Annotated in this window: 24 protein-coding genes and 1 riboswitch; of the genes, 8 read left to right on the forward strand and 16 right to left on the reverse strand. The window is 48.4% G+C overall.

The window, feature by feature from the left end:
• Positions 1-70 precede the first annotated feature (70 nt).
• From MKY28_RS23660 to serS, 11 genes are all read right to left on the reverse strand, one after another.
• Positions 71-844 carry a LamB/YcsF family protein gene (locus tag MKY28_RS23660; RefSeq protein WP_340937186.1) on the reverse strand — a complete coding sequence of 258 codons (774 nt, stop codon included), beginning with the start codon at positions 842-844 and terminating at the stop codon, positions 71-73.
• The gene (locus MKY28_RS23665; RefSeq protein WP_340937187.1) at positions 844-1,875 is read right to left on the reverse strand and encodes a 5-oxoprolinase subunit C family protein; all 1,032 of its coding nucleotides are present in this window, start codon (positions 1,873-1,875) and stop codon (positions 844-846) included. The genes MKY28_RS23660 and MKY28_RS23665 overlap by 1 nt, the downstream gene beginning before the upstream one ends.
• Positions 1,872-2,588: a 5-oxoprolinase subunit PxpB gene (pxpB, locus tag MKY28_RS23670; protein ID WP_340937188.1), complete on the reverse strand. Its 717-nt coding sequence runs from the start codon at positions 2,586-2,588 to the stop codon at positions 1,872-1,874. Before pxpB ends, MKY28_RS23665 begins: the two co-directional genes overlap by 4 nt.
• Before the next feature lie 73 nt (positions 2,589-2,661).
• On the reverse strand, positions 2,662-3,240 hold the full coding sequence (locus MKY28_RS23675) for a histidine phosphatase family protein (protein ID WP_340937189.1): 579 nt from the start codon (positions 3,238-3,240) through the stop codon (positions 2,662-2,664).
• Positions 3,237-3,827 carry a DUF1572 family protein gene (locus tag MKY28_RS23680; protein ID WP_340937190.1) on the reverse strand — a complete coding sequence of 197 codons (591 nt, stop codon included), beginning with the start codon at positions 3,825-3,827 and terminating at the stop codon, positions 3,237-3,239. The genes MKY28_RS23675 and MKY28_RS23680 overlap by 4 nt, the downstream gene beginning before the upstream one ends.
• 67 nt (positions 3,828-3,894) lie before the next feature.
• Positions 3,895-4,224 carry a DUF952 domain-containing protein gene (locus MKY28_RS23685; RefSeq protein ID WP_036616752.1) on the reverse strand — a complete coding sequence of 110 codons (330 nt, stop codon included), beginning with the start codon at positions 4,222-4,224 and terminating at the stop codon, positions 3,895-3,897.
• Between the two features lie 51 nt (positions 4,225-4,275).
• Positions 4,276-4,833: a GNAT family N-acetyltransferase gene (locus MKY28_RS23690; RefSeq protein WP_340027788.1), complete on the reverse strand. Its 558-nt coding sequence runs from the start codon at positions 4,831-4,833 to the stop codon at positions 4,276-4,278.
• 28 nt (positions 4,834-4,861) lie between these two features.
• Complete coding sequence (locus MKY28_RS23695; RefSeq protein ID WP_340937191.1) at positions 4,862-5,269, reverse strand: ribosomal maturation YjgA family protein; 408 nt, start codon at positions 5,267-5,269, stop codon at positions 4,862-4,864.
• 4 nt (positions 5,270-5,273) lie between these two features.
• Positions 5,274-5,825: a GrpB family protein gene (locus tag MKY28_RS23700; protein ID WP_340937192.1), complete on the reverse strand. Its 552-nt coding sequence runs from the start codon at positions 5,823-5,825 to the stop codon at positions 5,274-5,276.
• Positions 5,826-6,217: 392 nt separating this feature from the next.
• On the reverse strand, positions 6,218-7,324 hold the full coding sequence (locus MKY28_RS23705) for an Ig-like domain-containing protein (protein WP_340937193.1): 1,107 nt from the start codon (positions 7,322-7,324) through the stop codon (positions 6,218-6,220).
• A gap of 273 nt (positions 7,325-7,597) precedes the next feature.
• A complete protein-coding gene (gene serS, locus MKY28_RS23710; RefSeq protein ID WP_340937194.1) occupies positions 7,598-8,896 on the reverse strand; it encodes a serine--tRNA ligase in 1,299 nt (432 codons plus the stop codon).
• Between the two features lie 387 nt (positions 8,897-9,283).
• Here serS and MKY28_RS23715 point away from each other — a divergent pair, with 387 nt between their 5' ends.
• Positions 9,284-10,519: an MFS transporter gene (locus MKY28_RS23715; RefSeq protein WP_340937195.1), complete on the forward strand. Its 1,236-nt coding sequence runs from the start codon at positions 9,284-9,286 to the stop codon at positions 10,517-10,519.
• Between the two features lie 423 nt (positions 10,520-10,942).
• Here MKY28_RS23715 and MKY28_RS23720 read toward each other — a convergent pair whose 3' ends face one another.
• Positions 10,943-11,452, reverse strand: coding sequence for a hypothetical protein (locus tag MKY28_RS23720; protein ID WP_340937196.1), 510 nt, complete (start codon positions 11,450-11,452; stop codon positions 10,943-10,945).
• Between the two features lie 174 nt (positions 11,453-11,626).
• Here MKY28_RS23720 and MKY28_RS23725 point away from each other — a divergent pair, with 174 nt between their 5' ends.
• From MKY28_RS23725 to MKY28_RS23755, 7 genes are all read left to right on the forward strand, one after another.
• Positions 11,627-12,013, forward strand: coding sequence for a VOC family protein (locus MKY28_RS23725; protein ID WP_340937197.1), 387 nt, complete (start codon positions 11,627-11,629; stop codon positions 12,011-12,013).
• Positions 12,014-12,029: 16 nt separating this feature from the next.
• Positions 12,030-12,785 (forward strand): NAD-dependent epimerase/dehydratase family protein, encoded by a 756-nt coding sequence (locus MKY28_RS23730; RefSeq protein WP_340019026.1) that lies wholly within the window; start codon positions 12,030-12,032, stop codon positions 12,783-12,785.
• A gap of 144 nt (positions 12,786-12,929) precedes the next feature.
• A riboswitch (TPP riboswitch) is annotated at positions 12,930-13,042 on the forward strand.
• A 306-nt stretch (positions 13,043-13,348) separates the two neighbouring features.
• A complete protein-coding gene (locus MKY28_RS23735; RefSeq protein ID WP_338707625.1) occupies positions 13,349-14,389 on the forward strand; it encodes an ABC transporter substrate-binding protein in 1,041 nt (346 codons plus the stop codon).
• A gap of 224 nt (positions 14,390-14,613) precedes the next feature.
• Complete coding sequence (locus MKY28_RS23740; RefSeq protein WP_017690996.1) at positions 14,614-14,904, forward strand: thiamine-binding protein; 291 nt, start codon at positions 14,614-14,616, stop codon at positions 14,902-14,904.
• A complete protein-coding gene (locus MKY28_RS23745; RefSeq protein ID WP_036616724.1) occupies positions 14,904-15,662 on the forward strand; it encodes an ABC transporter permease in 759 nt (252 codons plus the stop codon). The genes MKY28_RS23740 and MKY28_RS23745 overlap by 1 nt, the downstream gene beginning before the upstream one ends.
• 38 nt (positions 15,663-15,700) lie before the next feature.
• Positions 15,701-16,609 (forward strand): ABC transporter ATP-binding protein, encoded by a 909-nt coding sequence (locus MKY28_RS23750; protein WP_340019022.1) that lies wholly within the window; start codon positions 15,701-15,703, stop codon positions 16,607-16,609.
• A gap of 81 nt (positions 16,610-16,690) precedes the next feature.
• The gene (locus MKY28_RS23755; protein ID WP_340937199.1) at positions 16,691-17,521 is read left to right on the forward strand and encodes a TatD family hydrolase; all 831 of its coding nucleotides are present in this window, start codon (positions 16,691-16,693) and stop codon (positions 17,519-17,521) included.
• Between the two features lie 320 nt (positions 17,522-17,841).
• Here MKY28_RS23755 and nfsA read toward each other — a convergent pair whose 3' ends face one another.
• From nfsA to MKY28_RS23775, 4 genes are all read right to left on the reverse strand, one after another.
• Entirely contained in the window at positions 17,842-18,585 is a 744-nt protein-coding gene (nfsA, locus tag MKY28_RS23760) for an oxygen-insensitive NADPH nitroreductase (RefSeq protein WP_340937200.1), read from the reverse strand.
• A complete protein-coding gene (locus MKY28_RS23765) occupies positions 18,578-19,177 on the reverse strand; it encodes a TetR family transcriptional regulator (RefSeq protein ID WP_340019019.1) in 600 nt (199 codons plus the stop codon). The genes nfsA and MKY28_RS23765 overlap by 8 nt, the downstream gene beginning before the upstream one ends.
• Positions 19,178-19,332: 155 nt before the next feature.
• The gene (locus MKY28_RS23770) at positions 19,333-20,493 is read right to left on the reverse strand and encodes a YhgE/Pip domain-containing protein (protein WP_340937202.1); all 1,161 of its coding nucleotides are present in this window, start codon (positions 20,491-20,493) and stop codon (positions 19,333-19,335) included.
• A gap of 352 nt (positions 20,494-20,845) precedes the next feature.
• The gene (locus MKY28_RS23775) at positions 20,846-23,332 is read right to left on the reverse strand and encodes a heavy metal translocating P-type ATPase (RefSeq protein WP_445670935.1); all 2,487 of its coding nucleotides are present in this window, start codon (positions 23,330-23,332) and stop codon (positions 20,846-20,848) included.
• Positions 23,333-23,400 lie beyond the last annotated feature (68 nt).

Genomic DNA, 23,400 nt, shown 5'->3' on the forward strand with positions numbered 1-23,400 from the left:
TTGTCATTCTAAAATTTCAAAGTTCAATCCGAACAACCTGATACTACTATTGTTCTGCTGAACATTCGTATCATCCCGTGGTATGCGCAGATAACTTAATGCCTTCCGATTCCAGCACACGACGAATCTCTTGAGCAAATGCGAGAGCGTTCGAACCATCACCGTGGATACAGGCAGTCTCTGCCTTAATGGGAACCAACGTACCATCCGTGGATACAACCACGCCGTCTTTCACCATCCGAAGCACTTGAGCAATCGCTTGTCCCGATTCTTCAATGAGGGCTCCAGCTTGGCTGCGAGGAGTTAACTTTCCGTCCGTCCCATAGGTTCGATCCGCAAACACTTCGCTCACACTACGCAGACCGATGCGATCCGGGGCATGAATCAGCTCACTGCCCGCCAGACCATACAGATACAGTTCAGGCTGTACTTGATAGATCGCCTCGGTGATGGCTTCAGCAAGCTTCGCATCTTCTGCGGCCATATTGTATAAGGCACCATGTGGTTTTACGTGATGCATTCGCCCTCCGCTTGCCCGGACAAAGGCATCCAGCGCACCAATCTGATACACCACCATGTCATATGCTTCCCGTGGCGTAATGTCCATACGTCTTCTGCCAAACCCTTGCAAATCCGGCAACCCGGGGTGGGCTCCAATTGCCACCTGATGCTCCAATGCCCTCTCCACCGTCAGCCGCATTGTAGCCGGGTCCCCTGCATGAAATCCACAGGCAATATTGGCTGATGTAATCAAAGGTAGAATCACCTCGTCCGATAGCGTGCGATATATACCATAACTTTCGCCCAGATCACAATTGATATCCAAGGTTTTCGAGGTATTCATTAAGTGCCCCCCATTCCTGCCATTCTTCTGCGTATCAACTTATCCATGAACTGCATATTGATTTCCTGTTCCATATACAACTGTTCGGCTTGATCATGCGTAATCTTTTTAAAAGAAATTTGGGTTCCTAGCCTAGCCTGAGCCAGGATTGGCATATCCACCCGAGCTACCTGTGCAATGACAGGATAACCTCCAATCGTCTGATGGTCCGCCATCAAAATGATGGGCTGACCATCAGGTGGCACCTGCACCGTGCCATAGGTAACGGCTTCAGACAGCCGATCCAGGGGCTGATCCAGCTCCAGTATGGAGCCTTGCAAGCGGTAGCCCATCCGATCGGATTGCGAAGAAATCACGTATTTTTCGGCATAGAATTGTCCCAGACTTGCCTTACTGAACAGCAAACTATCCTTGCTCTCCATCACACGAATAACAGGTTGCCCATAATAGTCAGGTCTTTCACGTTCAGATAAAAGCCACGCAGGCGCCAATATTCGGTGGTCCCGCTCACTCTCCTTTACCTGCTGCTCCATACGATGCATCCAACCTTGCGCTTCGACAGAAAGTTCACCATTGGATAACAGATCCCCCACGCGCAAGGCTCGGCCCTCCACACCGCCAAGACCTGTCTTGAGGTCTGTACTTCGACTGCCCATCACTTCAGGCACAGCTATTCCACCCGCAATCGCCAGATATCCACGCAAACCATGACGACATTGACCAAACTTCAGTACACTTCCAGCCCGCACCAGCACCGGACGCCACAAGGGTACAGGCAGATGATCCACCGTTGCCGTCAAATCAGCTCCACATAATGAGATAAGCTGGCTCTCCTGAAATCGAAGCTCTGGCCCCGTCATCGTCATCTCCAGCACTGCCGCATGTCGGGAGTTGCCCACAAGCATATTGGCTACTCTGGCTGCAAAGGTGTCCATGACTCCCCCGGGATGAATACCATACCGGCGATAGCCGGTTCTGCCTTCATCCTGAACGGTAGATAACAGGCCAGGGCGAATCACTTCAATACTCATCGTTCGCCCTCCTTCTGCTTCAACGCCAGATACTCCTGCATCGTAATCTGTTCAAATCGAACCCGATCACCTGCTGCCAGCAAACTCGGTACGTTCTCTTCCGGCCGAAACAACCGGAGTGGCGTTCGTCCAATACATTGCCATCCCCCGGGTGTGTCCACCGGATAGATTCCCGTCTGTTTGCCACCGATACCTACTGTGCCCGCCTCAACCCGAAGCCTTGGCGTTGCACGTCTGGGCGTAGCGATCTGTTCAGACAACCCACCGAGATACGGAAAACCCGGTGCAAATCCAATCATATGTACGAGATAATCCCCGGATGTATGAATCGCAATAACGTCCTCTGCGGTCAGTCCATGCTCACTGGCAACATAGTCCAGATCAGGGCCCCACTCGCCACCATAACATACGGGAATCGTGACCGTTCTGGGTTTGTCTTGTATGGATTCCTTCATTTGATTCAACTGCTGAAGCAGAATATGGCATAACTCGGGGTACGGGGAGATGAACGGATCATAAAATACTGTAACGGACGTATATGAAGGCACCCATTCGATCATGGCCGGCAGAGTGCTTTTTTCCAGCAAAGCACATACAGACATCACTCTGCGCTGCACAGCGTCAGACAATTGATCTCCACACTGGATGATAACCGCTGTCTCACCCAGCGGAGATAGGATCTCCTCCGTCCATGCATACGTCAATTCGGTCATGCGCCATCTCCCCCTTTGTCCACAAAGTTTGCTAGCGTTTTAACGTCAGGGCATCCATCTATTGAGACTCTCTCTAAGAATCCAAATGCACGCTGCAATTGTACAGTTCGCATTGCCACACATTCTCATTCTTGGCGATCCGGGTTATGGATGTGTTGGACAGCTTCACGCTAATATCAAGCTCAGGCACCAGACCTCGCAGTGTATTCCGCAGGACGGCCCCATGACTGACAACGATCACTCTTCCATCGGGGTGCTGCTGTACAATATCTTCAAGCACCGCACTGCCTCGAACAGTCCCTGCATCTGCAAGCTCCCGTCCAAGATCCAGAGTACTCCAGTCCGCTCCCCACTTGGCTAACCGTTCCTCTTCCGTCGTTCCTTCGACCTGTCCTCCGCCCATCTCGCGAAGTCTAGGGTCCAGATGAATCTCCTGAATGCCCAAGCGATCACCAATGATGCGAGCTGTCTCACTTGCACGTTCCAAGTCACTTGCATAGATGGCATCCCAGGATTCTTCGGCCAGTCTCGCGGCAAGTAATACCGCCTGTTCCCTTCCTTCCTGATCCAGCGGATTATCCGTCTGTCCCTGTGAACGTTTTTCCTTATTCCACGCTGTGCTTCCATGGCGAATCAATGCAATTTGAGTCATTGTTGTTCCTCACCTTTTTCTATATGAAGTTCATCTTCTGTAAAATGTTTGCGTGCCTTCGGCTTGGCAAATTTGCCGCCGTTATATTGATCTGACCCGTTTCTCGGAATCGAGAGACTGTCCCAAGCTGTTTCTTTAAGCATTTTCGCGGCAAATACTATCTGCCCGACATGATACGGATAATGTGCTAATTGCCGAATAATGGCCTCCATCACGGTATGACCTTCATTCCGAATATATATGATATGAGACAATTGTTCCGGGGTAAACGAGCGAATGGACTCGAGTAGACAATTCCAGCCTTCCTCCCATTTGGCGAGCAACTCTTCCCGGGATGCAATATCATTCACGAACTCGGCGTCCCGTTCACGCCACGGTTTCTCACCATCTGTTGTCAGTACATCCGTCCAACGGGACAGCATATTTCCCCATAGATGTTTTACGATTACCGCAATGCTGTTCGCGTCTTCATTCCAGGATTGAAACAATTGCTCGGAATCCAGTTGTGCCATGGCTTTTTCCCCGAGCTGCTTGTAATACAAGAATTGCTTCTCGGCTGTCTCCAGAAAAACCTGATTCATATCCATCCGTTAACCACCCTTCGAAAAAGTATAATGCCCCAGATCACGTCCAAATAGAAGCGTCACATGTTATTTATTCAGGAAATGAAAACGTACCGTCTGCATTCGGTTCAAATGGAATGACTTTGCGAACCGCATCCAAATTGAGCTCTCCATAGATATGTGGATATAGTTCATTTAATTCGTAGAGATCCTCATACACCAGTTCTGGCTCTAACGCCTTCTCATCAATACTAAGTAATAATAGATCCGTGCGGCCTGCATAATATTGCCCGGCTACCCATGGAATCTGTTCCTTGGTGGAACAATGAATGAATCCGTCCGTTTCCAGGCTATCTGGTGCATACACACTCCCCTTTGACACTTGCTCCCACAACGAACGAGAAATAATACTATAGATCATGGTTCTGCCTCCTTCAATTTCTGCGATGTACCCTATGAGTCATTGGAAGTATTATAGATCATCCCGGATACGGGAGTACAATTTTTGATCCGTAAATACACCTTTGATCTTCAACTGTTTGCGTAGCAAACCTTCGTACGACATACCCAGCTTCTCCATTACGCGTGCAGAGCCTATGTTGCCTGCATTACATTTCCCCTCCAACCGATTGCAGTCCAGTTCCCGAAAGCAATAATCCACGATGGGTTGCATCGCTTCTGCTGCGAGCCCCTTACCCCATTGACTGCTGGCTATCGCGTACCCTAGTTCACCACTCTGCATGGGTTCGTTAAGATGAAAAATGCCACCCCTCCCGATCAGGGTCCCTGTTTCCTTCAAAACAAAAGCCCAGATATGTACCGTTTTCCGTTCATAATTATCCAGTACCCGCTGAATATATTGAATTGAATCCTCCACCGTCTCATGGTAGTTCCACAAGCTTTGCTGACTCACTCGCGGATCAGAGGCAAACGCATAATATTCATCAAGATCATCCATCGTAAGCCGCCTCAGCTTTAACCGCTGTGTTTCGAATTCGGGCAATTCGGCAAAAAGTTTTTCTACATTCATTCAGCACACCTCCATGATTCACTTGAGTTCATGATCCAGCCATCTTATTTCTCAGGAAATAACGATCTATCATAACCATGCACAGAATACCGACCGTATATCGAATCAGATCAATTACCAGAAACCCATGTCCCAGTATAAGCGCACCTAATACGGTAGAGCGTATCTCAATCAGCCAAGGCGTCTGGATCAACTGCGAGAACTCAATCATCCAGCTGAATACACAGCTCAAACACATCGCCCATACCAAGCTGCGATGAGGCCACACCATGCGTACTCCGAAATAAATCATGCCCGCCCAACATGCATCTCCGAAATGTTCATGCACCCAATCCGGCAATCGATCACCAAAGTGTCTGGATGCGAGTCCTGCCGCCATGGTCATCATGACTGCGAAGAAATAGTTCATCCTGTCTCTGATAAGTACGCTTTTCAATCAATCACACGCCTTCATCAAGCACTTGTAAAATAAATTGCGTTTTGGCAGCGGTATACGATTCCCTATCTTCCTTGTTCTCATCAGCAAGCTTTGTCTTCAGGACGGCGTAAGCTTCCACCAGATCTGGGCGTTTTCTCAGCACATCCCGAAACCGAATTTGACGATCCCAGCGTTCTTCTCCCGGGCGCATAAGATGAAGGTGTACAGCTCTCTTGCCATCCTTAACCCTGACCCAGAATCGTCTGTACTCCCGTCCATCCAGTTCAGGCGGAACGTAGTTCCAGCCCAACGGATTCAGCTGATCCGCAATCAGATCCATGTCGTCCCATGACTGTACCTCTGCCATCAGATCAATAATGGGCTTGGCAGGTAATCCGGGAATGGATGTGCTTCCGATATGCTCGAATTGATGGATATTAAACTGCTGTAGAAGACGTTTGAGTTGTCGGATTTCATTCTGAGCCTGCGCATCCCAATTGGGGTTGGCCGGAGCAATCTCTACCGACTCTGTCGCCCAGGCAGGCCAATTTTCCGGTTGCATTGGATCTTTCATTCAGGTATCTCCTCTTCACCATGACATTTTAAATGGTAACCTTCTCTGTATTTTTCATAGGTGCGTTGCTTCATGCGCTTAATCGTAGTACTCCGTTGAAATGTAAGTATGGAACTTAGGGATAAAAAAAGATACTTCAGGTAAGCCAGATCACTAGAGTTAGAGTTAGAGTCTGAGCTTATAATCGAAGCTTTCATATTCATCCCATCCAATCCCCTTATATAGTTGTTGAAGCAGAAGGCATTTCAGATACATATTTCTATATATCCAAAAAAGGAGCGTATGTCTACGCCCCTTGGTTGTCTGTTACCTTGATGATATTGATGATTTTAACGATGTCATGTACTTATTTTATCTTTGAATTGATGCAGAGCACTTCATTATATGAAGATTTATTTCACCGTAACAGGGATCGTCACTTTTTTGTTGCCCCACTTGGCCGTGATGGACGTTTTCCCTTTGCTTACAGCCACGATCTTGCCATTTGTAACTGTCGCTACGCCCGGCTTTGTGCTGCTCCACACCGCACTGTTGGTCACAACAGTGGTTTTGCCCGTATCATACTGTGCCATCACACTCAGTGTTGTGCTTCCCTGTGGGGACATAACCAGTTTTTTCTGGCCTGTAATCAACTTTTTAAGCAAAGGTACAACGGTAACCTCTGCCTTTATTGTCTGATTTTGATAAGTTCCTGTCAAGGTGGCTTGTCCCTCAGTCAGCGTCTTGACTGCTCCATTTTTCACGATAGCTACATTTGTATTGGAAGAGGTCCATATGACCTGTTTCGAAAGGTTAATGGTTTTGCCGTTCGCGTAGGTCCCGATAACCTTCAACGCTTTGGACTTCTTGATGTTCAGCTGCATTGTGGCAGGGGTAACCTCGACTTTGGTAATTTCGTCCGTCACAGCAACAGGGACTTTCACAATCGTTGTTCCGTATTTGCCTTGCAGCAATACTCTGCCGGGTGTAACCCCTTTGATTTTACCGTTTTCCAGCACAGCCGAAGAAGTGGATACGGACCACACAATCTCAGACGTCACATCCTCTTCCTTACCATTCGCACGGGTAATACTTACTTTCGGAAGGGTGCTTTCACTGCCTTTAACAAAACTGTAGGATTTCGGTGAAGCTTTGATGCTTTTGATCTTCTCCTGCACTTGGACAGCCAACTGGGCTTTAGACCCGTCTACTTCTGCAAAAATGGTTGCTTCGCCCGCGGCTACAGCCTTGACTTTGCCTTTCACCATCGTCGCGACTGCTGCATTACTGGTGGACCAAGTCACGCCTTCGGTAACATCCTGCTTGTTATCAAAACCCTCTACCGTTGCCATCACCTGAAGTGCAGCTGTTTCTGAAACACTCATCTTCTGCGGGTTGCTATTGGTTATTTCAATCGATTTCACGTCACCAGTAGCCGCCAAGGCCAACGAAGGGACCAGTACGGTTAATGCAATAATTAGAGCAAATGTGCCTCGAAGCGCCAGTTTAATTCTATTCATTTTTAATTCCCAACTCCCATAATCCAATATTTTACTTCTATTATATTATATCGGATATGAATTGCATAAAGTTGAATAACATAAGTGAGAGTCTTGGAACAATTCATGAGATCAGCGTGTAATCGTTATAAAAACCTTTGAATCTAGCCCAACATAGTAGGAAATTGGTTTATGTAAATACTATTTCAGTTGAAAAAGGGATGTCCATCGTCACATGCAACATGACGTGTGGAACATCCCCTTTTTGAATTCCTAAAGCTTTAACTAACCTCTTTACTTCACTTCATCCTGCTCTGGCAAAATCAAGCTCTCGGCACCGCCCATATAGGGCCGCAGGGCTTCCGGAATGTGAATGCTTCCATCCTCCTGCTGATGATTCTCAAGCAAAGGAATCAGGATACGCGGCGATGCCACCGCCGTATTATTCAAGGTGTGACAGTAGACCAACTTGCCTTCGGCATCGAGGCAACGAATATTCGAACGGCGCGCCTGAAAATCATGCAGATTCGACGACGAATGCGTTTCTCCATATGCACCGCGGCTTGGCATCCAGGTCTCGATGTCATACTGTTTGTACGTTTTCTGCGACATATCTCCGGTACATACAGCGACAACACGATACGGCAGTTCCAGTAATTGCAGCAATTCTTCGGCGTGTCCTGTAATCTCTTGCAACATGCGCTCCGATTCTTCTGCATCAGGGGCACAGAGAATGACCTGCTCAACTTTGGCAAATTGGTGCACACGATACAATCCGCGTACATCCCGTCCGCCGGAGCCAACTTCACTGCGGAAACACGTCGATACCGCGGCCAGCTTCACAGGCTCTTGAACATCGACAATCTCATCCGCATAATACGAGACCAGCGGCACTTCAGAAGTTCCCACCAGCCACTTGTTCTCTCCTTCGAGTTCGTAGACCTGATCTCGACCAGTTGGGAAGAATCCGGTGTTCACCAGCGCGTCCTCCCTGACCATCAGCGGTACCTCCATCGGTGTAAACCCATGCTTCAGCAACAGATCCAGCGCAAGTTGCTGTACTGCCCGATGTAATAACAGGCCAGCGCCTTTTAATACATAACTTCGCGTACCGCCAATCTTAACTCCACGAGGAATATCGATCAGATCATGCAACTCCCCAAGTTCCACGTGATCTTTGGTGTTATACTCGAACGTTGGCACCTCTCCCACACGTCGTAGCTCTACATTGTCTGCGTCCGACAAGCCATTGGGGGTATCCGGGGACACGATATTGGGTACCAGCCATTGTAGCTTGGTTACTTCCTCCTGCACAGGGGCGAGCCTCGCTTCCACCTGTTCCAACTGTTCATTGATCTGTTTCACCTGAGCCCGCAAACCCTCGGCCTGTTCCCGATTCCCGGCTTGCATGAGTCTGCCAATATCAGCAGATAACGTATTGCGCAATCTGCGTCCTTCTTCCGATTCCTGCAAAAGTGCCCTGCGTTCCTCATCCCGCTCTAACAATGTGCGAATGTTGATCTTGATTTTTTTCCCGTCTGCCGCTGCCTGAACCTCTTCTGCATGTGCCCGAATCCATTTCATTTCTAACATAGTCACCGTCTCCTTTGGCTGTAAAAATACAAAGAGCGCCCTCATCCCTTGGGACGAGGAGCGCTCTGCTCGCGGTGCCACCCAACTTGCTGAATCAGGATATCCTGCTTCCAGCCTCTTGGTCCGCGATAACGGGCGGTTCCGGTTAACTTGGGGAAATATCGCTCCCCTGGCGAAAACGCCTCCGAGTTGGATGCTCTTCAACGGCATGGTCCGATCTGTAATTGTTGGTCTCAGTATATACGAACGCCGGACCAGATTGCAACCTTCTGTATCGATCAGGAATTCATGGCACAACTTAACATGTCCTGTTATGATAGACTTTGTCTTCAAGATTGCGCTTTATTGTGATCCTCAATTTATGTATATAAGTAGAAGGAGTTCTTTATGAAAAAATTACTTTGGATCGGATGTCTGTCCTATTTCCTGATTGGACTTGCCCACGTTGTGCTCGGTTCCATTCTACCGGTTGCACTTGAACATTACGGCAAAGATTATAGCCAAGGCGGAACGCTGATCTTTGCCCAATTTGCCGGATTCCTGGGTGGTGTATTGTTATCTCCATGGCTGAACAGACGCTTTGGTAAACGGGGAGGCCTGTTAATCGCCACAGCGTTGCTCTGTATTGCAGAATTATCCTACATGCTGCTGCCACCATGGGGCTGGATGTTCGTCATTGCACCCGCTGCCGGCTTTGGATTCGGAATGGTTGAAGCTGTTATTGGGACCATTATCATCGCTGCAATCAAAGACAATACAGCCGTTGCCATGAGTCGACTGGAAGTGTTATTCGGGATCGGAGCGATGGTCATGCCGCTCATTGCCAGCGGTCTGATTGCTGCTGGATACTGGCGCCTGTCATTTCTCGTTGTTGCCATCTGCGCAGCGCTGACCTTTGTTTTCTGGGCGAAAGGATCATTCGGTGAACTCGATAAGTTTCTGGAGCGACAGAGTTCAAATCATGCTTCCGTAAATACGCACTCTGCAGGGACATCGGGTGAGATGCATCCCGCATCTGCAAGTACATCCAGTCCAACCTATCGTGGCCGTAACAGGACTCTTCTGGTATTATTCGTCCTGTTCTTCTTCCTCTATGTTGGCACAGAGATGAGTCTTGCGAACTTCATGCCGGCGATCCTGATTGAGAAAATGAACATGAAGGAAGCCGGAGCAGCCCTTAGTGTCACCTGTTTCTGGATTGCCATGTCCGTGGGACGACTCTTCGCCGGATACATCGCAGAGAAATTCCAATACCGCGTATATGTCCTGTACAGTTGTCTTGCATCTGTTCTCTTGTTAATGCTATTTCCATTTACAAACCAAATCTGGTCTGCATTTCTCATCATCTTACTGCTTGGACTGGCGATGTCAGGGATATTCTCCATTGCCCTTGTCTTCGCCAGTAAACTGCTGCCCGGAACAGAAGAATCCACACCCAGCATTTTGATTGCCTCAGGTGGGGTTGGTGGTGCCATTCTGCCTTTGACTACAGGATGGAGTCTTGATCATCTGGCCGTTAATCAGTCTGCATGGATGCTTGCGATCTTTGCAGTTGGCCTGCTTGTCATTAGCGTAATCACGTATCATTGGCAGAACAAACATATAGCCAATTCTGCGACTTAACAGTTCTGTGTCGATCCAGTCCTGAGGATTAGAAATACCTATTAAAGAAATTGTAATGTCTACTGTCATGACCTGACGGTGGGCATTTTTTTGTAGTGTTACTCTGTTCTAACGAACCTAACACACGCTATTCCCCTCCATTTCTGCATATTTGAAATCTAACGAATCCTAGAGACGTTATTATAGATAATTAGCTTCAATTAAATGCCTCGTTTGGAGGTTTTTTTGCATAATAACGCCGCAGAGATTCGTTAGATTTTTCATTCTCTAAAAACTGGCCTAATAAGATGTTCTCGATTCGTTAGCGCTGTAATCGTGGTGGAAAGTATCCTATCTTTGCCTCAGATCACCTTTCATTACAGGTAATAATACGATCTGTTCATTTGCACAAGATTGCCCAGGAAATACTTATGGCCAGCCAAATCACACACTTTTGTTAACGACAGGCAATACGGGCTCGTTATCCTTGATGAATTTACCGAATACATATCGGACGAGTGGTCCCAAAATGATTAACTGATATGGAAGCGCCAGGCTGAAGTTACGAGCGATTGTATGGAGATACGTACGGAATATGGATGACCCACTTAATTGATCCGCAAGATATGCCGAGATCATTCCATACATGGACATGATCAGAACCATGCCAATCACCATAAAAAATGACATAACGAGCACACCCAAAATCTTGTTGGACTTGTCGAAGGGCAATGAGAATGCAATCTTTCTCGCCACAGGGCCAACTATGAAAGACTCCACCAGAAACGCGATGACAAAACATAATATGAATTGAAGCAGTATCTCAATCGGGGACATCTTGCCGAGTAACCCACTGTGCCATAGATTGAAGAACATCATGACCAAGACCATTCCTGTACACATCATTAATCCGAAAATAATTTGTTCCCTCTTGCTTGTTGGCAATTCTCTCATCCTCTCTGTTTACCTTCGTAATTATAGAGATGAGGAAACCCTCCACATAAGTGAACATTCTGTGAACAGTTATGGTTTTTCCAAATTAAAATTGGATTTGACAACCATGTAGTACAGCTCTATGATATCCCTTAAAATGGTAGAAACATTCACTACATAAGGAGGTTTTTGATTGTGAGTTTTCAAAAGCGCATTGACCACGTCGGCATTGCCGTGCGTGATCTGGAGACCACGCTGCGTTTCTATACGGAGATTGTTGGTCTTGAATTGAAAGACCGGGTAACCCATACTAACGGCGTCATTCAGCTCGCCTTTCTCGGCTTCAATGGAAGTAACGAGACTGAGATTGAGCTAATTCAAGGATACAGCGACAAGCTGCCTTCCGAAGGTACGGTGCACCATTTTGCGATCCACGTGCATGATCTTGATTCTGAGTACCAACGCATCCAATCCACCGAAGCCGAATTTATCGACGGAGAGATTATCACACTGCCTAACGGTTATCGCTATTTCTTCATCTATGGACCTGAAAAGGAATGGATTGAGTTCTTCCAGCGCTAAGAATTGGAGTTGATTTATGAACATTTTAATTACCGGCGCAGCCGGAAAAATTGGACGTGACTTGTCCCAACACTTGTCAGAGGCATTTCACCTGCGACTAACGGATTTAAATATCGACAGACTGCATACGTATCAAGGGACCGGCCATGAGATCATGACACTGGATGTGACAGACCCCGAAGCCTGTCAGCATGCTTGCGAAGGCATGGATGTGGTTGTACATCTGGCGGGAGATCCTTCCCCGAATGCCGGATTTTATGAATCGTTGTTGGACATCAATATCAAAGGTACATTTAATGTATTCCGTGCAGCTAAAGACCAAGGTGTACGAAGAGTCATTCTTGCAAGCAGTGCACAGACGATTGAGGGGTATCCCATTGATGCTCAAGTCTATCCGGACATGCCAACACGCCCACGGAATTTGTACGGGGTTAGCAAATGTTTTGGAGAATCGCTCGCTTCCTATTTTGCGTATACCGAAGGTTTACAAAGTGTAGCAATACGTATAGGTGCATATGATGATTTTCAACCGGACGGACCAGTGCTGGAGGCAAGGGATATGAGCGCATATATTAGTCCGGCTGACTTGTGTGATTTGATGTTCAAAGCAATTACAACTACCGATCTGGAACCCTTCACCATACTGCATGGGATCTCGAATAATCGGTTTAAACGATTGAATCTGGAAACCACTCAGAAACAGGTAGGTTATGACCCAAAATCCGATGCTTTTGCACTCAGTCAGATTGCCTTATATGATTCGCCACGATAATTATTGAAAATAACACATCCAAGCAGGCTGTTATACATATGTATAACGGCCTGTTTGATAACTTATACGTGTCCCTATCCAGTTCATGACTGGACACGTTCCACCCGCTGGCCTATAATTACACCTAGTAATGCCCGTAACTTCATAGTTTCCCAGGGGAGTCGGAATTGGCCGGCTGAGAGTGTATCCCACCAAGATACTAACCCTTAGACCTGATCTGGATCATGCCAGCGTAGGAATCGGAGTATATCGAAATGGCACAGCCCTATGGCTGAACGCCACCTCTCTAACGCCTGCACGCGTCCCGGAATACGGGGCGCTTTTTTTGTTACTATCAGAAAGTATAAGACTGGAAGCATCACCTTCCTGATATTGCAAGAAAAACTGCCGCTAAACGCGGTCTGGCTTCCTTGAATGACATCGATGGACGTTTTACTTGTTCAAAAATAACGTCATCCAGATCTCAACTGGTATAAATCTGTCGATTTATGCAAGATGATTGGATATGAAGCCAAGGAGTACCCCGTGCCAATCGGCCGGACATACCGAAGGAGAGACCACAGATGAAATGGCGTAAAACGATGGGATTGTTGCTCTTATGCGTGCTTATGGTGACTGTAGCCGCATGTGGTGGCAAAGAAGCTGCCCCAGCTGGGCAGAACGGCAACACAAATACGGAAAGCAGCAACGAAGGTGACACTGCCGCCCTGAAAGATATTAAAGTGGTGCTCGACTGGACACCAAATACGAATCATACAGGCCTGTATGCAGCTGTAGATCAAGGTTTTTATAAAGCCGCAGGCTTGAACGTTGAGATTGTACAACCAGGTGCCGGTGGCGCAGATACAATGGTTGCCTCGAATGAAGTGCCTTTTGGCGTAAGTTATCAGGAGAGTGTAACTCAAGCCCGCACACAGGGTGTTCCATTGGTCTCCATCGCAGCAGTTATTCAGCATAATACATCTGGTTTCGCTGCTCCGGCGGATCGGAATATCAAGTCACCGAAAGATTTTGAAGGTAAAACCTATGGCGGTTGGGGTTCCCCAGTCGAAGAAGCCGTGATGCAATCCATTATGGAAGGCGACGGAGCCGATGTATCCAAAGTGAAAAACATTAACATGGGTGATGCCGACTTTTTCACCGCAGTGAAACGGGATATCGATTTCGCATGGATTTTCTACGCCTGGACAGGTATTGAAGCCGAACTGCGCGGAGAACCGATCGACATGTTATATGTGAAGGATTATTCAGATGCACTGGATTACTACACGCCTGTACTAGTAACAAACGAGCAGACGATCCAAAACGACCCTGAGTTGGTGAAAGCATTCCTGAAAGCCACTTCAGAAGGATATCAATACGCAATTGATCATCCCGAAGACGCAGCAAACATTCTGATCAAGGCCGTACCGGACTTGGATAAAGACTTGGTACTGGCAAGCCAGAAGTGGCTTAGTCCAAAATACACGGATGACGCCCCGCGTTGGGGTGAGCAAAAGCAGGAAGTGTGGCAGAACTACACCGACTGGATGTTTAGCAAAAAACTGCTGGATGAACAGATCGATGTGAGCAAGGCATATACGAACGAGTTTTTACCCCAATAAAATTTCTCATATAAAACGAACTTAATATTTACACGATGACGGAGAGGACAGAAATAACGTGAAAAAGCGAAGCGGTCGCCTTTATCACCGGATTTTCCCTTTAGAGAAAGGGAATCAAAAAAATCTGGGGATAACAGCGATTGGAAGGTTATTCTGTCATCGAAGTGGCAAGTGTAACAGTCATTAGTTCATTTTATTTATCACGAAAGGAGCCGTGATCTCTCATGGCAAGCACACTACTTAGTATTCAGGTTATCCCGAAAACGCCAAATGGCGAGAACTCTTATCCTTACGTTGATCGCGCCATTGAAGTTATTCAGCAATCCGGCCTGAAATATCAGGTGAACGCGCTCGACACCACGATGGAGGGGGAACTAGAGGAACTGCTGGAAGTTGTCCGTAAAATGCACGAGGTACTCGTGGAGGCTGGCAGCCCAAGCATCATCTCCCAGATCAAAATCGCCCATAGCCCTACCGGCTTCAGCATGGATACCCTGACGGAGAAGTATCGCTAATGCCTGCCTATTTCAAAAGTGTATGGCCGCCCATTGTGGCGGTTATTCTCTTTATAGCGATATGGCAGGGAGCCGTCTCCCTCTTCCATATTGAGAAATGGATGCTGCCTGCACCGTCCGACATCGCCCGCGAAGCGGCAACCCAGGCCGAACGGCTTGGCATGCACGCTTCCGCAACCATTCAGTTAACGCTGATTGGATTCGCCGCTGGAACAGCGGTTGGATTACTGATTGCGATGGTACTGCATTTGGTCCCTTTTCTCAAGTCAGCCCTGTATCCTTTACTTATTCTTAGTCAAAATATTCCGACCATCGCGCTCGCGCCGCTCCTGTTAATCTGGTTCGGATTCGGGCTACTGCCCAAGCTGATTACGATCATTCTGGTCTGCTTCTTCCCCGTTGCAGTGGCGGCCATGGACGGCTTGACCCGTACTGACGCGGCGATGATGAACTATATGCGCATGGCTGGTGCAAAGCGTCATCAGATCTTCTGGAAGCTGGAGCTCCCCCATGCGCTGCCATCCGTGTTCTCCGGTGTCAAAATCGCCGCTACCTATAGCGTGATGGGTGCCATCATCGCCGAATGGATCGGTGCAGACAAGGGTATTGGTTATTATATGATGTTGCAAAAGTCGGCTTATCGTACGGATCGCCTATTCGTAGCGATCATGATTATTGTCGCGCTCAGCTTGCTGCTCTTCCTGTTCATTGCCCTGCTGGAGAAGCTGCTCGTGCGCTGGCGGCCACAGAAGCGGTAGTAAAGCAAGTAATCTGTATATTAGGAAGTGATGACCATATGAATCGGCAACAGGACGAACAAGTCCATCATGGACGAGGAGCACACGCGATGGAGCCAACGCACGGTGAAAAGTTTAACTCGGCTACGCCTGATCGACCTGCCAACACGACTCCTGCTCCGGTTCCACCTGCACTGGACGTTGTTAATGTTCATGCATCATTCCGTGAACGGCGCAGCAAGCTACCGGTTCTGAACGGCCTGTCCCTGACTGTGGAGCAAGGCGAGTTTGTTGCTATCGTTGGACCTTCTGGCTGTGGCAAAAGTACTCTGTTCCATATCATCGGCGGTCTGCTGAAGCCACAGGAAGGCCAAGTACTTATGAACGGTCAGAATGTAACCGGACAGCGTGGCAAGATCAGTTATATGCCCCAACAGCCTGCTCTTTTCCCGTGGCGCACCATTGAAGATAATGTACTGCTTGCTGGTGAAGTAGCCTCAAGTGCACCCCCTCGGGCCGAAGCACTTGAGGAAGCTCGTAAGTGGTTAAGTAGCGTGGGTCTTGCCGGATTCGAGCAGGCGTATCCTCATATGCTGTCGGGCGGAATGCAGCAGCGTGCTGCATTTCTGCGTGCCCTTCTCAGTCCGCAGGAACTCATGCTGCTGGACGAACCCTTCAGCGCACTGGATGCACTGACACGTAGCGACATGCAGCGCTGGCTACTTGATATCTGGGAACAGAACCGCCGCTCGGTGCTGTTCATCACCCACAATATCGAAGAAGCATTGCTACTTGCAGACCGGGTCTATGTATTATCCAACCGACCTGCAACGGTGTTGCACGAGGTACATGTTCCTTTTGATCGCCCAAGACGAGAAGAAATTACGGAGGAATCCGCTTTCCTGGAGCGTAAACGGCAGATTGCTCAGTGGATGAGAGAAGAACAGCAGAAAGCCCGCCTATCATAATAGCGCGGGTTTTTAAGTTATTTATTTCCTTTAATGGGTGATCCGCCATAAGAAATTCTGCGTAACATAGTTAGAATATAAATGAACACAAGGAGGAATTCCCTCGTGCATTCTCAAGCTTTTGCACCATTAATTGATGCTCATATTCACTTCGATCAGTATACCCCTGACGAACAACGCGAGATGCTGCTATCGTTTCCGTCTCAGCAGGTCGAGGCAGTCATTGCCGTGTCCATGAATTTCGCTTCTGCCCAGGCCAATCTGGAGCTTGCCAAACAACATCCACGCACCATCTATCCAGCCTTCGGTTTCCATCCGGAACAGGAACTGCCGTCCGTTGCAGAAATGGACCTTTTCTTCCAATGGATCGAGAAGCATATGGGACAAGCCATAGCCATAGGAGAAGTTGGCCTTCCCTATTACAACCGTCTGGAAGCGGAACAGGCAGGGCAGAGCTTCGATCAGAGCGGGTATATCAAGCTGCTTGAACGTTTCATCCAACTTGCCAAAAAGCATAACAAACCACTTGTCCTTCATGCGGTATACGATGATGCGGATATCGTCTGTGATCTGCTGGAGCAATATCAGTTCCGACGCGCCCATTTCCACTGGTTCAAAGGATCTCGCCAAACTGTAAGGCGCATGGCGGACAATGGCTATTTCATTTCCTTCACGCCGGATATTCGGTATGAAGAAGAGATTCGTGAACTCGCCCGGCAATATCCATCGGAACAAGTGATGGCCGAGACCGACGGACCGTGGCCCTTCGAAGGACCATTTCAGGGACGAATGACACACCCGGCCATGACCAGACAGGTCATCCAGGCATGGAGCGAAATCACTGGCATGGGAACCGAGCGGGCCGCCCGGCTCTTTTATCAGAACACAAAGCGTTTCTATGGCTTAACTTGAGTACAATCAGGTAACAGCAAGCGCACTCGCTTGTCCTGCCAGCACAGCACAAAGAAGCCAGTCGGCTTCGCCACCGACTGACTTCTAATTTACTATATATATCAGTTGAACTAAATTTTTACACAGGAACGTAGAGGACAGAAATAACCTGAGGAAGCAGAGCGGTCGCCTAAAAGCTTTCTGAAAGAAAGCTACATCGGAAGCATACGCTATAACCAGATTTTCACCTTCACAAAATTGGATCAAAAAATCTGGGGATAACAGCGATCGGAAGGTTGTTCTGTCATCGGAGTGGCAAGTGTAACTACCTTCAGTTCAACTTATCGCTTCAAGAATCCTTTGCCTTCCAGGAAAGGTCTCACTTGCAACCTTGTCGGCTCAGTCAAGCGCTTCGCCATCAGTTCGGACCATGGAGTCGTTCGTTCACCGTTAGTCCGTGCTTTCATGTACGCCGTCGTTGTCTCATCATACTGCTCGACACCTTTGATGCTCTGCTCGGCATTATAACGATTACGATGCAGAACTGCATTAAGTGGCAGACGCGGGCGAATTCCCGTTTCCTGATCTGCAACACCAATACACATGCCATACACCGGATATACCCCTTCCGGCAATTCCAACAGCTCAGCAACTTCCTCAATCCGGGTACGAAGCCCGCCAATATATACGATTCCGAACCCTAGTGACTCCGCTGCAAGAGCGGCGTTCTGGGAAGCCAGTGCAGCATCAATTGTGGCTACCATGAAATTCTCGGTTGAATCGGCATACGATTCCTTCTCAGGAAGATGACGTTTCGCAGCATCACTCAGCCGATACAGATCAGCACACCATACAAGAAACACCGGACATTCATTGACATAGGCCTGGTTGCCTGCCAATTCAGCCAGCTTGGCCTTTTGCGCTAAGTCAGTCACAGCAATTACGGTATAGGCTTGCACACTACTTGAAGAGGAAGCCATCTGCCCTGCAGATACAATGGCTGCAAGCTGCTCATCACTTACCGGGTCTGGCTTGAATTTGCGTACAGAGCGGTGTTTCATCATCAAATCAATGGTTTCATTCATGGCTGTTCACTCCCAATCCTCGTAGTACGAACTCAATTGTCTGCTCAGCAAGCTCGTCTGTATTCATATCCTGATAATCAAAGCCAAATCGTGAATTCTTGGCCCGTTTGTGCGCCAAAGCCACACCCATAACCTGAAGCATCGCATAAGATACGGACTCGACCTGGAACAATCCCTGGTCTTTTCCTTCTTGCAGCAGTTCCCTCACTCGGGTCCATACAGGGTCTAGAAAACGAAATACGGTAGCTGTACGATGTGTCCGCAGTGTAATTTCAAGCTGCACAATATCGCTCATCTCCCGATCCGTCATCGTGAACTTCACAACTTCACCAATAATTCGTCGGATACCTTCCACAGGCGAGGACATGGACTCTTCAGCCAGCGCGTTCATCATATGCCCAGGGAAGAAATGCTCAAATAATGCTTCGAACACCTTTTCTTTGCCGCCAAAATGATAAGACACCAGCGACACATTGGCACCTGCCTCATCACATATTTGACGAACACTCGTCCCGTCATACCCCTGCTGTGCAAAAAGCTTCTTGGCTGCAAGCAATATCCTCGTTTTGATATCCAACTCCGGTTCAGTCATTCCGTCCCGCTCCCTCTTGTCCGTTCATCTCATTCGCTCCAGCTCAAGGACTGGAGCCAGCGAATCATTTGTCTATTATATTACACCAAGCACCCCGATGAAAATCATCGGGGTGCTTGTCCTATCCTATGATGCAATGGTATACATCTGCTGTATTAGTTGTTTGCTTGAGCAGGGCTTGGAGCCATAGCTGGCATGCGTTGTTTTTTCAACAACGTCACGACCAGTGACAACGCAACGGCAACCAACAGTACAATCACGATAGAGCCCGCAGCAGACTGAACTCCTGGGCCTCCCAACTGCACGCTCAGAATACCCTGAACGGCGTATGTTGCAGGCAGGTACTGCCCAATGCCGCTATAGAAGCTGTTCAGCAATTCACGCGGTACCATAGCACCGGAGGATACCAGTTGCAAGGACAGTGAGATGATGTTGAACAGACTTCCCGCTGGTCCGAAGCAGATCAGGAAGAACTGGGAGAAGAACATGAACGTGCACAGGAAGAGCGCCTGGAACAACCAGAAGGCAACGAATCCTTGTGCAATCTGTCCTCCCAGTGCCACGATCAGCGATGATCCCAGCAAGGAAACAACCAATGCGGAACCCACATTAATAACTACTCTCGCGCCAAACAAAGTCAATCGGGAATAGGTAGATGACAGCATACCCATGGCTGTCTGGAGGTTCATCCCCATGATCATGGCACCTACATAGGAAGCCAGTACCATCATCATTGGCACCATCTGATTATTCATCCCGTTAACCGGGTTAATGGACGTTGTTGTTCCTTCCACTCGGGTAGTCAGGTTTGTAGCGGCTTCAGCAGCCTGATCGGCAGGTGCACCTGAAGCGGTTAACACCGTCTGTACCCCTTGTGCTGTAGCTTGTTTGTTAATCGTGTTTGTCACACTTTGTGATACACCTTGCATCATGCTTTTGATCGTAACCGGGTTCGCTTCATTAATGGTGTATTTAATCTCGGCGGTTGAGCCAGCCGTTTGAAGCAATTCGTTAAATCCAGCCGGTATATCTAGCACCATGTGTACCTTGTGATGATTCAGCTGATCCAACGCTTCAGCCGCACTCAGATTGGATACGGTGTGAAAAGGCAGTGTTCCTGCGAGCGAATCTGCGATTCCTTTGGACATTTCGCCGTCCTCGTTCACAATCGCAACCGTCAATTCTTTCGCACGGTCATTTACTCCAGAATATGCGGTCATCCAGATCACGCTAAAGATCACTTGGAACATAAGTGCTGTTACGATCCCTACAATCACTGGCGGTTTTTTAAACAATGTACGTAAAGCCTGTAACATAAAAGGTGTCCTCCATTACTCAAATAGTTCTAATTTGATTTAAACAGTTGTTTGAATCAAACGATCGTTTAAATTTTATGTGAATATGTCCATATTGTCAACTCATTTTTTGAAAAATTCAGAAAACGTAAGCTTTATTCATGAATACAATTGATCCATTTTCACAAAAGAACATTATGCTTTCCTTTCTCCGTAGAAAAGAACATCTATACCAACGATTTAGGCTTACTTTCTGGCGACTCAATTATATTTTTCTCAACAAAAAACACGGTCCGCCGCAGCGAACCGCGTATTTATTCATCCTCACTTCATTGACAATGAGGCGTTGAATATATCTCCAAACAAAGGTCGGTCAGTCATTTCTCTTCAGCTTCATGCGTTGTAGACGCAGCGAATTCAGTACAACCGATACGGAACTGAACGCCATCGCCGCCCCTGCCAGCCATGGAGCCAGGAAGCCAACTGCCGCAATGGGAATACCAATAACATTGTATCCGAGTGCCCAGAACAAGTTTTGTTTGATGTTCCCCATCGTGCGCCGGCTCATCTCAATGGCATCTGCAATGCTGTTCAGATCACCACGCATCAACGTAATATCCGCCGCTTCCATCGCTACATCCGTTCCTGTTCCTATGGCCATCCCAATATCCGCTGTAGCGAGTGCCGGAGCATCATTAATGCCGTCACCTACCATCGCGACTTTCAGGCCACTCTCCTGAAGTTTCTTCACTTCCGCAGCTTTACCCTCCGGCAGAACCTCAGCCAGAACTTTACCGATCCCTGCCTGTTCTGCTACAGCGCGAGCAGTCCGCTCATTGTCTCCCGTGATCATAATGACATCGATCCCCATCGCTTGAAGACGACCGATGGCTTCACGAGAAGTATCCTTGATGGTATCAGCCACAGCCACAATCCCTGCCCACTGACCATCCACCGCAACCAACATCGCTGTACGTCCCTGCTCTTCCAGTCGGTTCATCTGCTGAACGGTTTCCTCTGAGACATTCACCTGTTCATCCGCAAGCAACCGGCGTGTGCCGACCAGAATCTCCTGCCCTTTTGCTGAAGCTCGCACGCCGTATCCCGGTATGTTCTCGAACTTCTCTGTTGGAGTTAGCTCCAGACCTTTGGCACGAATGCCTGCAACAATGGCCTCTGCCAGCGGGTGCTCGGAACTCTGTTCGGCCGCTCCCACTCGCTCAAGCAGATCAGATTCCGTCCAATTCGGAGCCGTGATAACATCGGTAAGGACCGGTTTACCTTGGGTTACTGTACCTGTTTTGTCGAGCACCACGGTCTGAATCTGTTGTGCCGACTCCAGATGTTCGCCGCCCTTGAACAGAATGCCATATTCAGCAGCACGTCCTGATCCAGCCATGACAGAAGTCGGCGTTGCCAGCCCCAGTGCACATGGACAGGCAATAACGAGCACAGCAATCGCTTTTTCAAGGGAACCGGCGAAGTCACCCGGACTTGCAAACAGATACCAGATCAGGAATGTCAGTGCGGCTATGCCGACAACAATTGGTACAAATATGCCTGAAATAACATCTGCGATCCGCTGGATCGGTGCTTTGGAACCCTGAGCTTGCTCGACTACTTTGATGATTTGAGACAAAGCCGTGTCCGAGCCCACTCGGGTCGCACGCAGTCGTAATACCCCGTTTTTGTTCAGCGTAGCACCTGTAACGGGATCTCCTGGCTTTTTATCCACGGGAAGGCTCTCTCCACTAAGCATGGATTCATCTACTGAGGATTGCCCTTCTTCAACGATACCATCCACCGGGATGCTATCACCCGGCTTCACCAGAACCAAGTCACCCACCGCAACATATGCGGCAGGAACCATAACTTCCTGTCCATCCCGGATGACACGGGCTTCACGTGGAGCCAGTTCAATCAGGCTTTTGATCGCCTGTGAAGAGCGACCTTTCGCCACAGCTTCGAACCATTTTCCAAGTAAAATTAACGTAATCAGAATTGCACTTGTCTCATAATAGAGTTCTACCGAAGGCATGGCGGCTGTGCTCGTTCCCATTGCCCCATGATCCATGGTTGTAGAAGGTAAGTACCCACTCGATAACGTCAGATAGAGACTGTAGAAAAACGCTGCGCTGGTACCCAATGCGACAAGAACGTCCATATTGGCACTGCGGTTACGTAGGGCTTTGTACGCCCCCACATAGAATTGCCATCCAATCACGAACTGTACCGGCGTTGCCAGCAGTAGCTGGAACCAAGGGTTCATGAACAGCTCTGGGACATAGATTCCGGATGTGAACGAGAAATGCCCGACCATTGCCCACAGCAAAGGAATCGATAACAACGCAGATATCATCCATTTCCACTTTTTGCGTTGCAGCTCACGTTCACGAACCGATGTGGTCTCTTCTTGCGTCAATTGCAGTTCAGCACCGTAGCCCATCTGCTTGATCTTGGCGGTAATATCCGAAGGTTTCAATGCACCAGCGGCATATTCGATATGTCCTGTTTCCAGCGCCAGATTCACATTCGCCTGAGATACCCCCGGTAGTCGGGAAAGACCTTTTTCAATCCGGGCAGAACAGGCGGCACACGTCATACCGGTGATGTTAAGATCAACCGATTCGGACACCGTCCCGTAGCCAAGCGCCTCTACTTTATCCCGCAACGCGTTCACGTTGGTTGTCTTTGGATCATAAGATACGGTTGCCTGTTCGATGGCAAGGTTCACATTGGCCTGATGTACCCCTTCCATGCGGGACAAGCCCTTCTCCACTCGCGTCGAACATGCAGCACAGGTCATCCCCGTGATGTGCAGTGTTGCCTTCAGTCCTGGTGCGTCTGCCATAGGTGGCATTGGTGTGGGTTCGGATGATCTATCCATTGGTTTATTCGTTGAGTTATCCATCATGTCAGCTCCTTTCA

The organism is Paenibacillus sp. FSL R5-0473 (assembly GCF_038004565.1).
Classification (GTDB): Bacteria; Bacillota; Bacilli; order Paenibacillales; family Paenibacillaceae; genus Paenibacillus; species Paenibacillus amylolyticus.

Excerpts from the sequence above, each read along its gene's own strand:
- MKY28_RS23660 (WP_340937186.1), bottom strand. The coding sequence starts at position 844 with ATGAATACCTCGAAAACCTTGGATATCAATTGTGATCTGGGCGAAAGT.
- MKY28_RS23665 (WP_340937187.1), bottom strand. The coding sequence starts at position 1,875 with ATGAGTATTGAAGTGATTCGCCCTGGCCTGTTATCTACCGTTCAGGAT.
- pxpB (WP_340937188.1), bottom strand. The coding sequence starts at position 2,588 with ATGACCGAATTGACGTATGCATGGACGGAGGAGATCCTATCTCCGCTG.
- MKY28_RS23675 (WP_340937189.1), bottom strand. The coding sequence starts at position 3,240 with ATGACTCAAATTGCATTGATTCGCCATGGAAGCACAGCGTGGAATAAG.
- MKY28_RS23680 (WP_340937190.1), bottom strand. The coding sequence starts at position 3,827 with ATGGATATGAATCAGGTTTTTCTGGAGACAGCCGAGAAGCAATTCTTG.
- MKY28_RS23685 (WP_036616752.1), bottom strand. The coding sequence starts at position 4,224 with ATGATCTATAGTATTATTTCTCGTTCGTTGTGGGAGCAAGTGTCAAAG.
- MKY28_RS23690 (WP_340027788.1), bottom strand. The coding sequence starts at position 4,833 with ATGAATGTAGAAAAACTTTTTGCCGAATTGCCCGAATTCGAAACACAG.
- MKY28_RS23700 (WP_340937192.1), bottom strand. The coding sequence starts at position 5,825 with ATGAAAGATCCAATGCAACCGGAAAATTGGCCTGCCTGGGCGACAGAG.
- MKY28_RS23705 (WP_340937193.1), bottom strand. The coding sequence starts at position 7,324 with ATGAATAGAATTAAACTGGCGCTTCGAGGCACATTTGCTCTAATTATT.
- serS (WP_340937194.1), bottom strand. The coding sequence starts at position 8,896 with ATGTTAGAAATGAAATGGATTCGGGCACATGCAGAAGAGGTTCAGGCA.
- MKY28_RS23715 (WP_340937195.1), top strand. The coding sequence starts at position 9,284 with ATGAAAAAATTACTTTGGATCGGATGTCTGTCCTATTTCCTGATTGGA.
- MKY28_RS23720 (WP_340937196.1), bottom strand. The coding sequence starts at position 11,452 with ATGAGAGAATTGCCAACAAGCAAGAGGGAACAAATTATTTTCGGATTA.
- MKY28_RS23730 (WP_340019026.1), top strand. The coding sequence starts at position 12,030 with ATGAACATTTTAATTACCGGCGCAGCCGGAAAAATTGGACGTGACTTG.
- MKY28_RS23735 (WP_338707625.1), top strand. The coding sequence starts at position 13,349 with ATGAAATGGCGTAAAACGATGGGATTGTTGCTCTTATGCGTGCTTATG.
- MKY28_RS23740 (WP_017690996.1), top strand. The coding sequence starts at position 14,614 with ATGGCAAGCACACTACTTAGTATTCAGGTTATCCCGAAAACGCCAAAT.
- MKY28_RS23745 (WP_036616724.1), top strand. The coding sequence starts at position 14,904 with ATGCCTGCCTATTTCAAAAGTGTATGGCCGCCCATTGTGGCGGTTATT.
- MKY28_RS23750 (WP_340019022.1), top strand. The coding sequence starts at position 15,701 with ATGAATCGGCAACAGGACGAACAAGTCCATCATGGACGAGGAGCACAC.
- MKY28_RS23755 (WP_340937199.1), top strand. The coding sequence starts at position 16,691 with ATGAACACAAGGAGGAATTCCCTCGTGCATTCTCAAGCTTTTGCACCA.
- nfsA (WP_340937200.1), bottom strand. The coding sequence starts at position 18,585 with ATGAATGAAACCATTGATTTGATGATGAAACACCGCTCTGTACGCAAA.
- MKY28_RS23765 (WP_340019019.1), bottom strand. The coding sequence starts at position 19,177 with ATGACTGAACCGGAGTTGGATATCAAAACGAGGATATTGCTTGCAGCC.
- MKY28_RS23770 (WP_340937202.1), bottom strand. The coding sequence starts at position 20,493 with ATGTTACAGGCTTTACGTACATTGTTTAAAAAACCGCCAGTGATTGTA.
- MKY28_RS23775 (WP_445670935.1), bottom strand. The coding sequence starts at position 23,332 with ATGCCACCTATGGCAGACGCACCAGGACTGAAGGCAACACTGCACATC.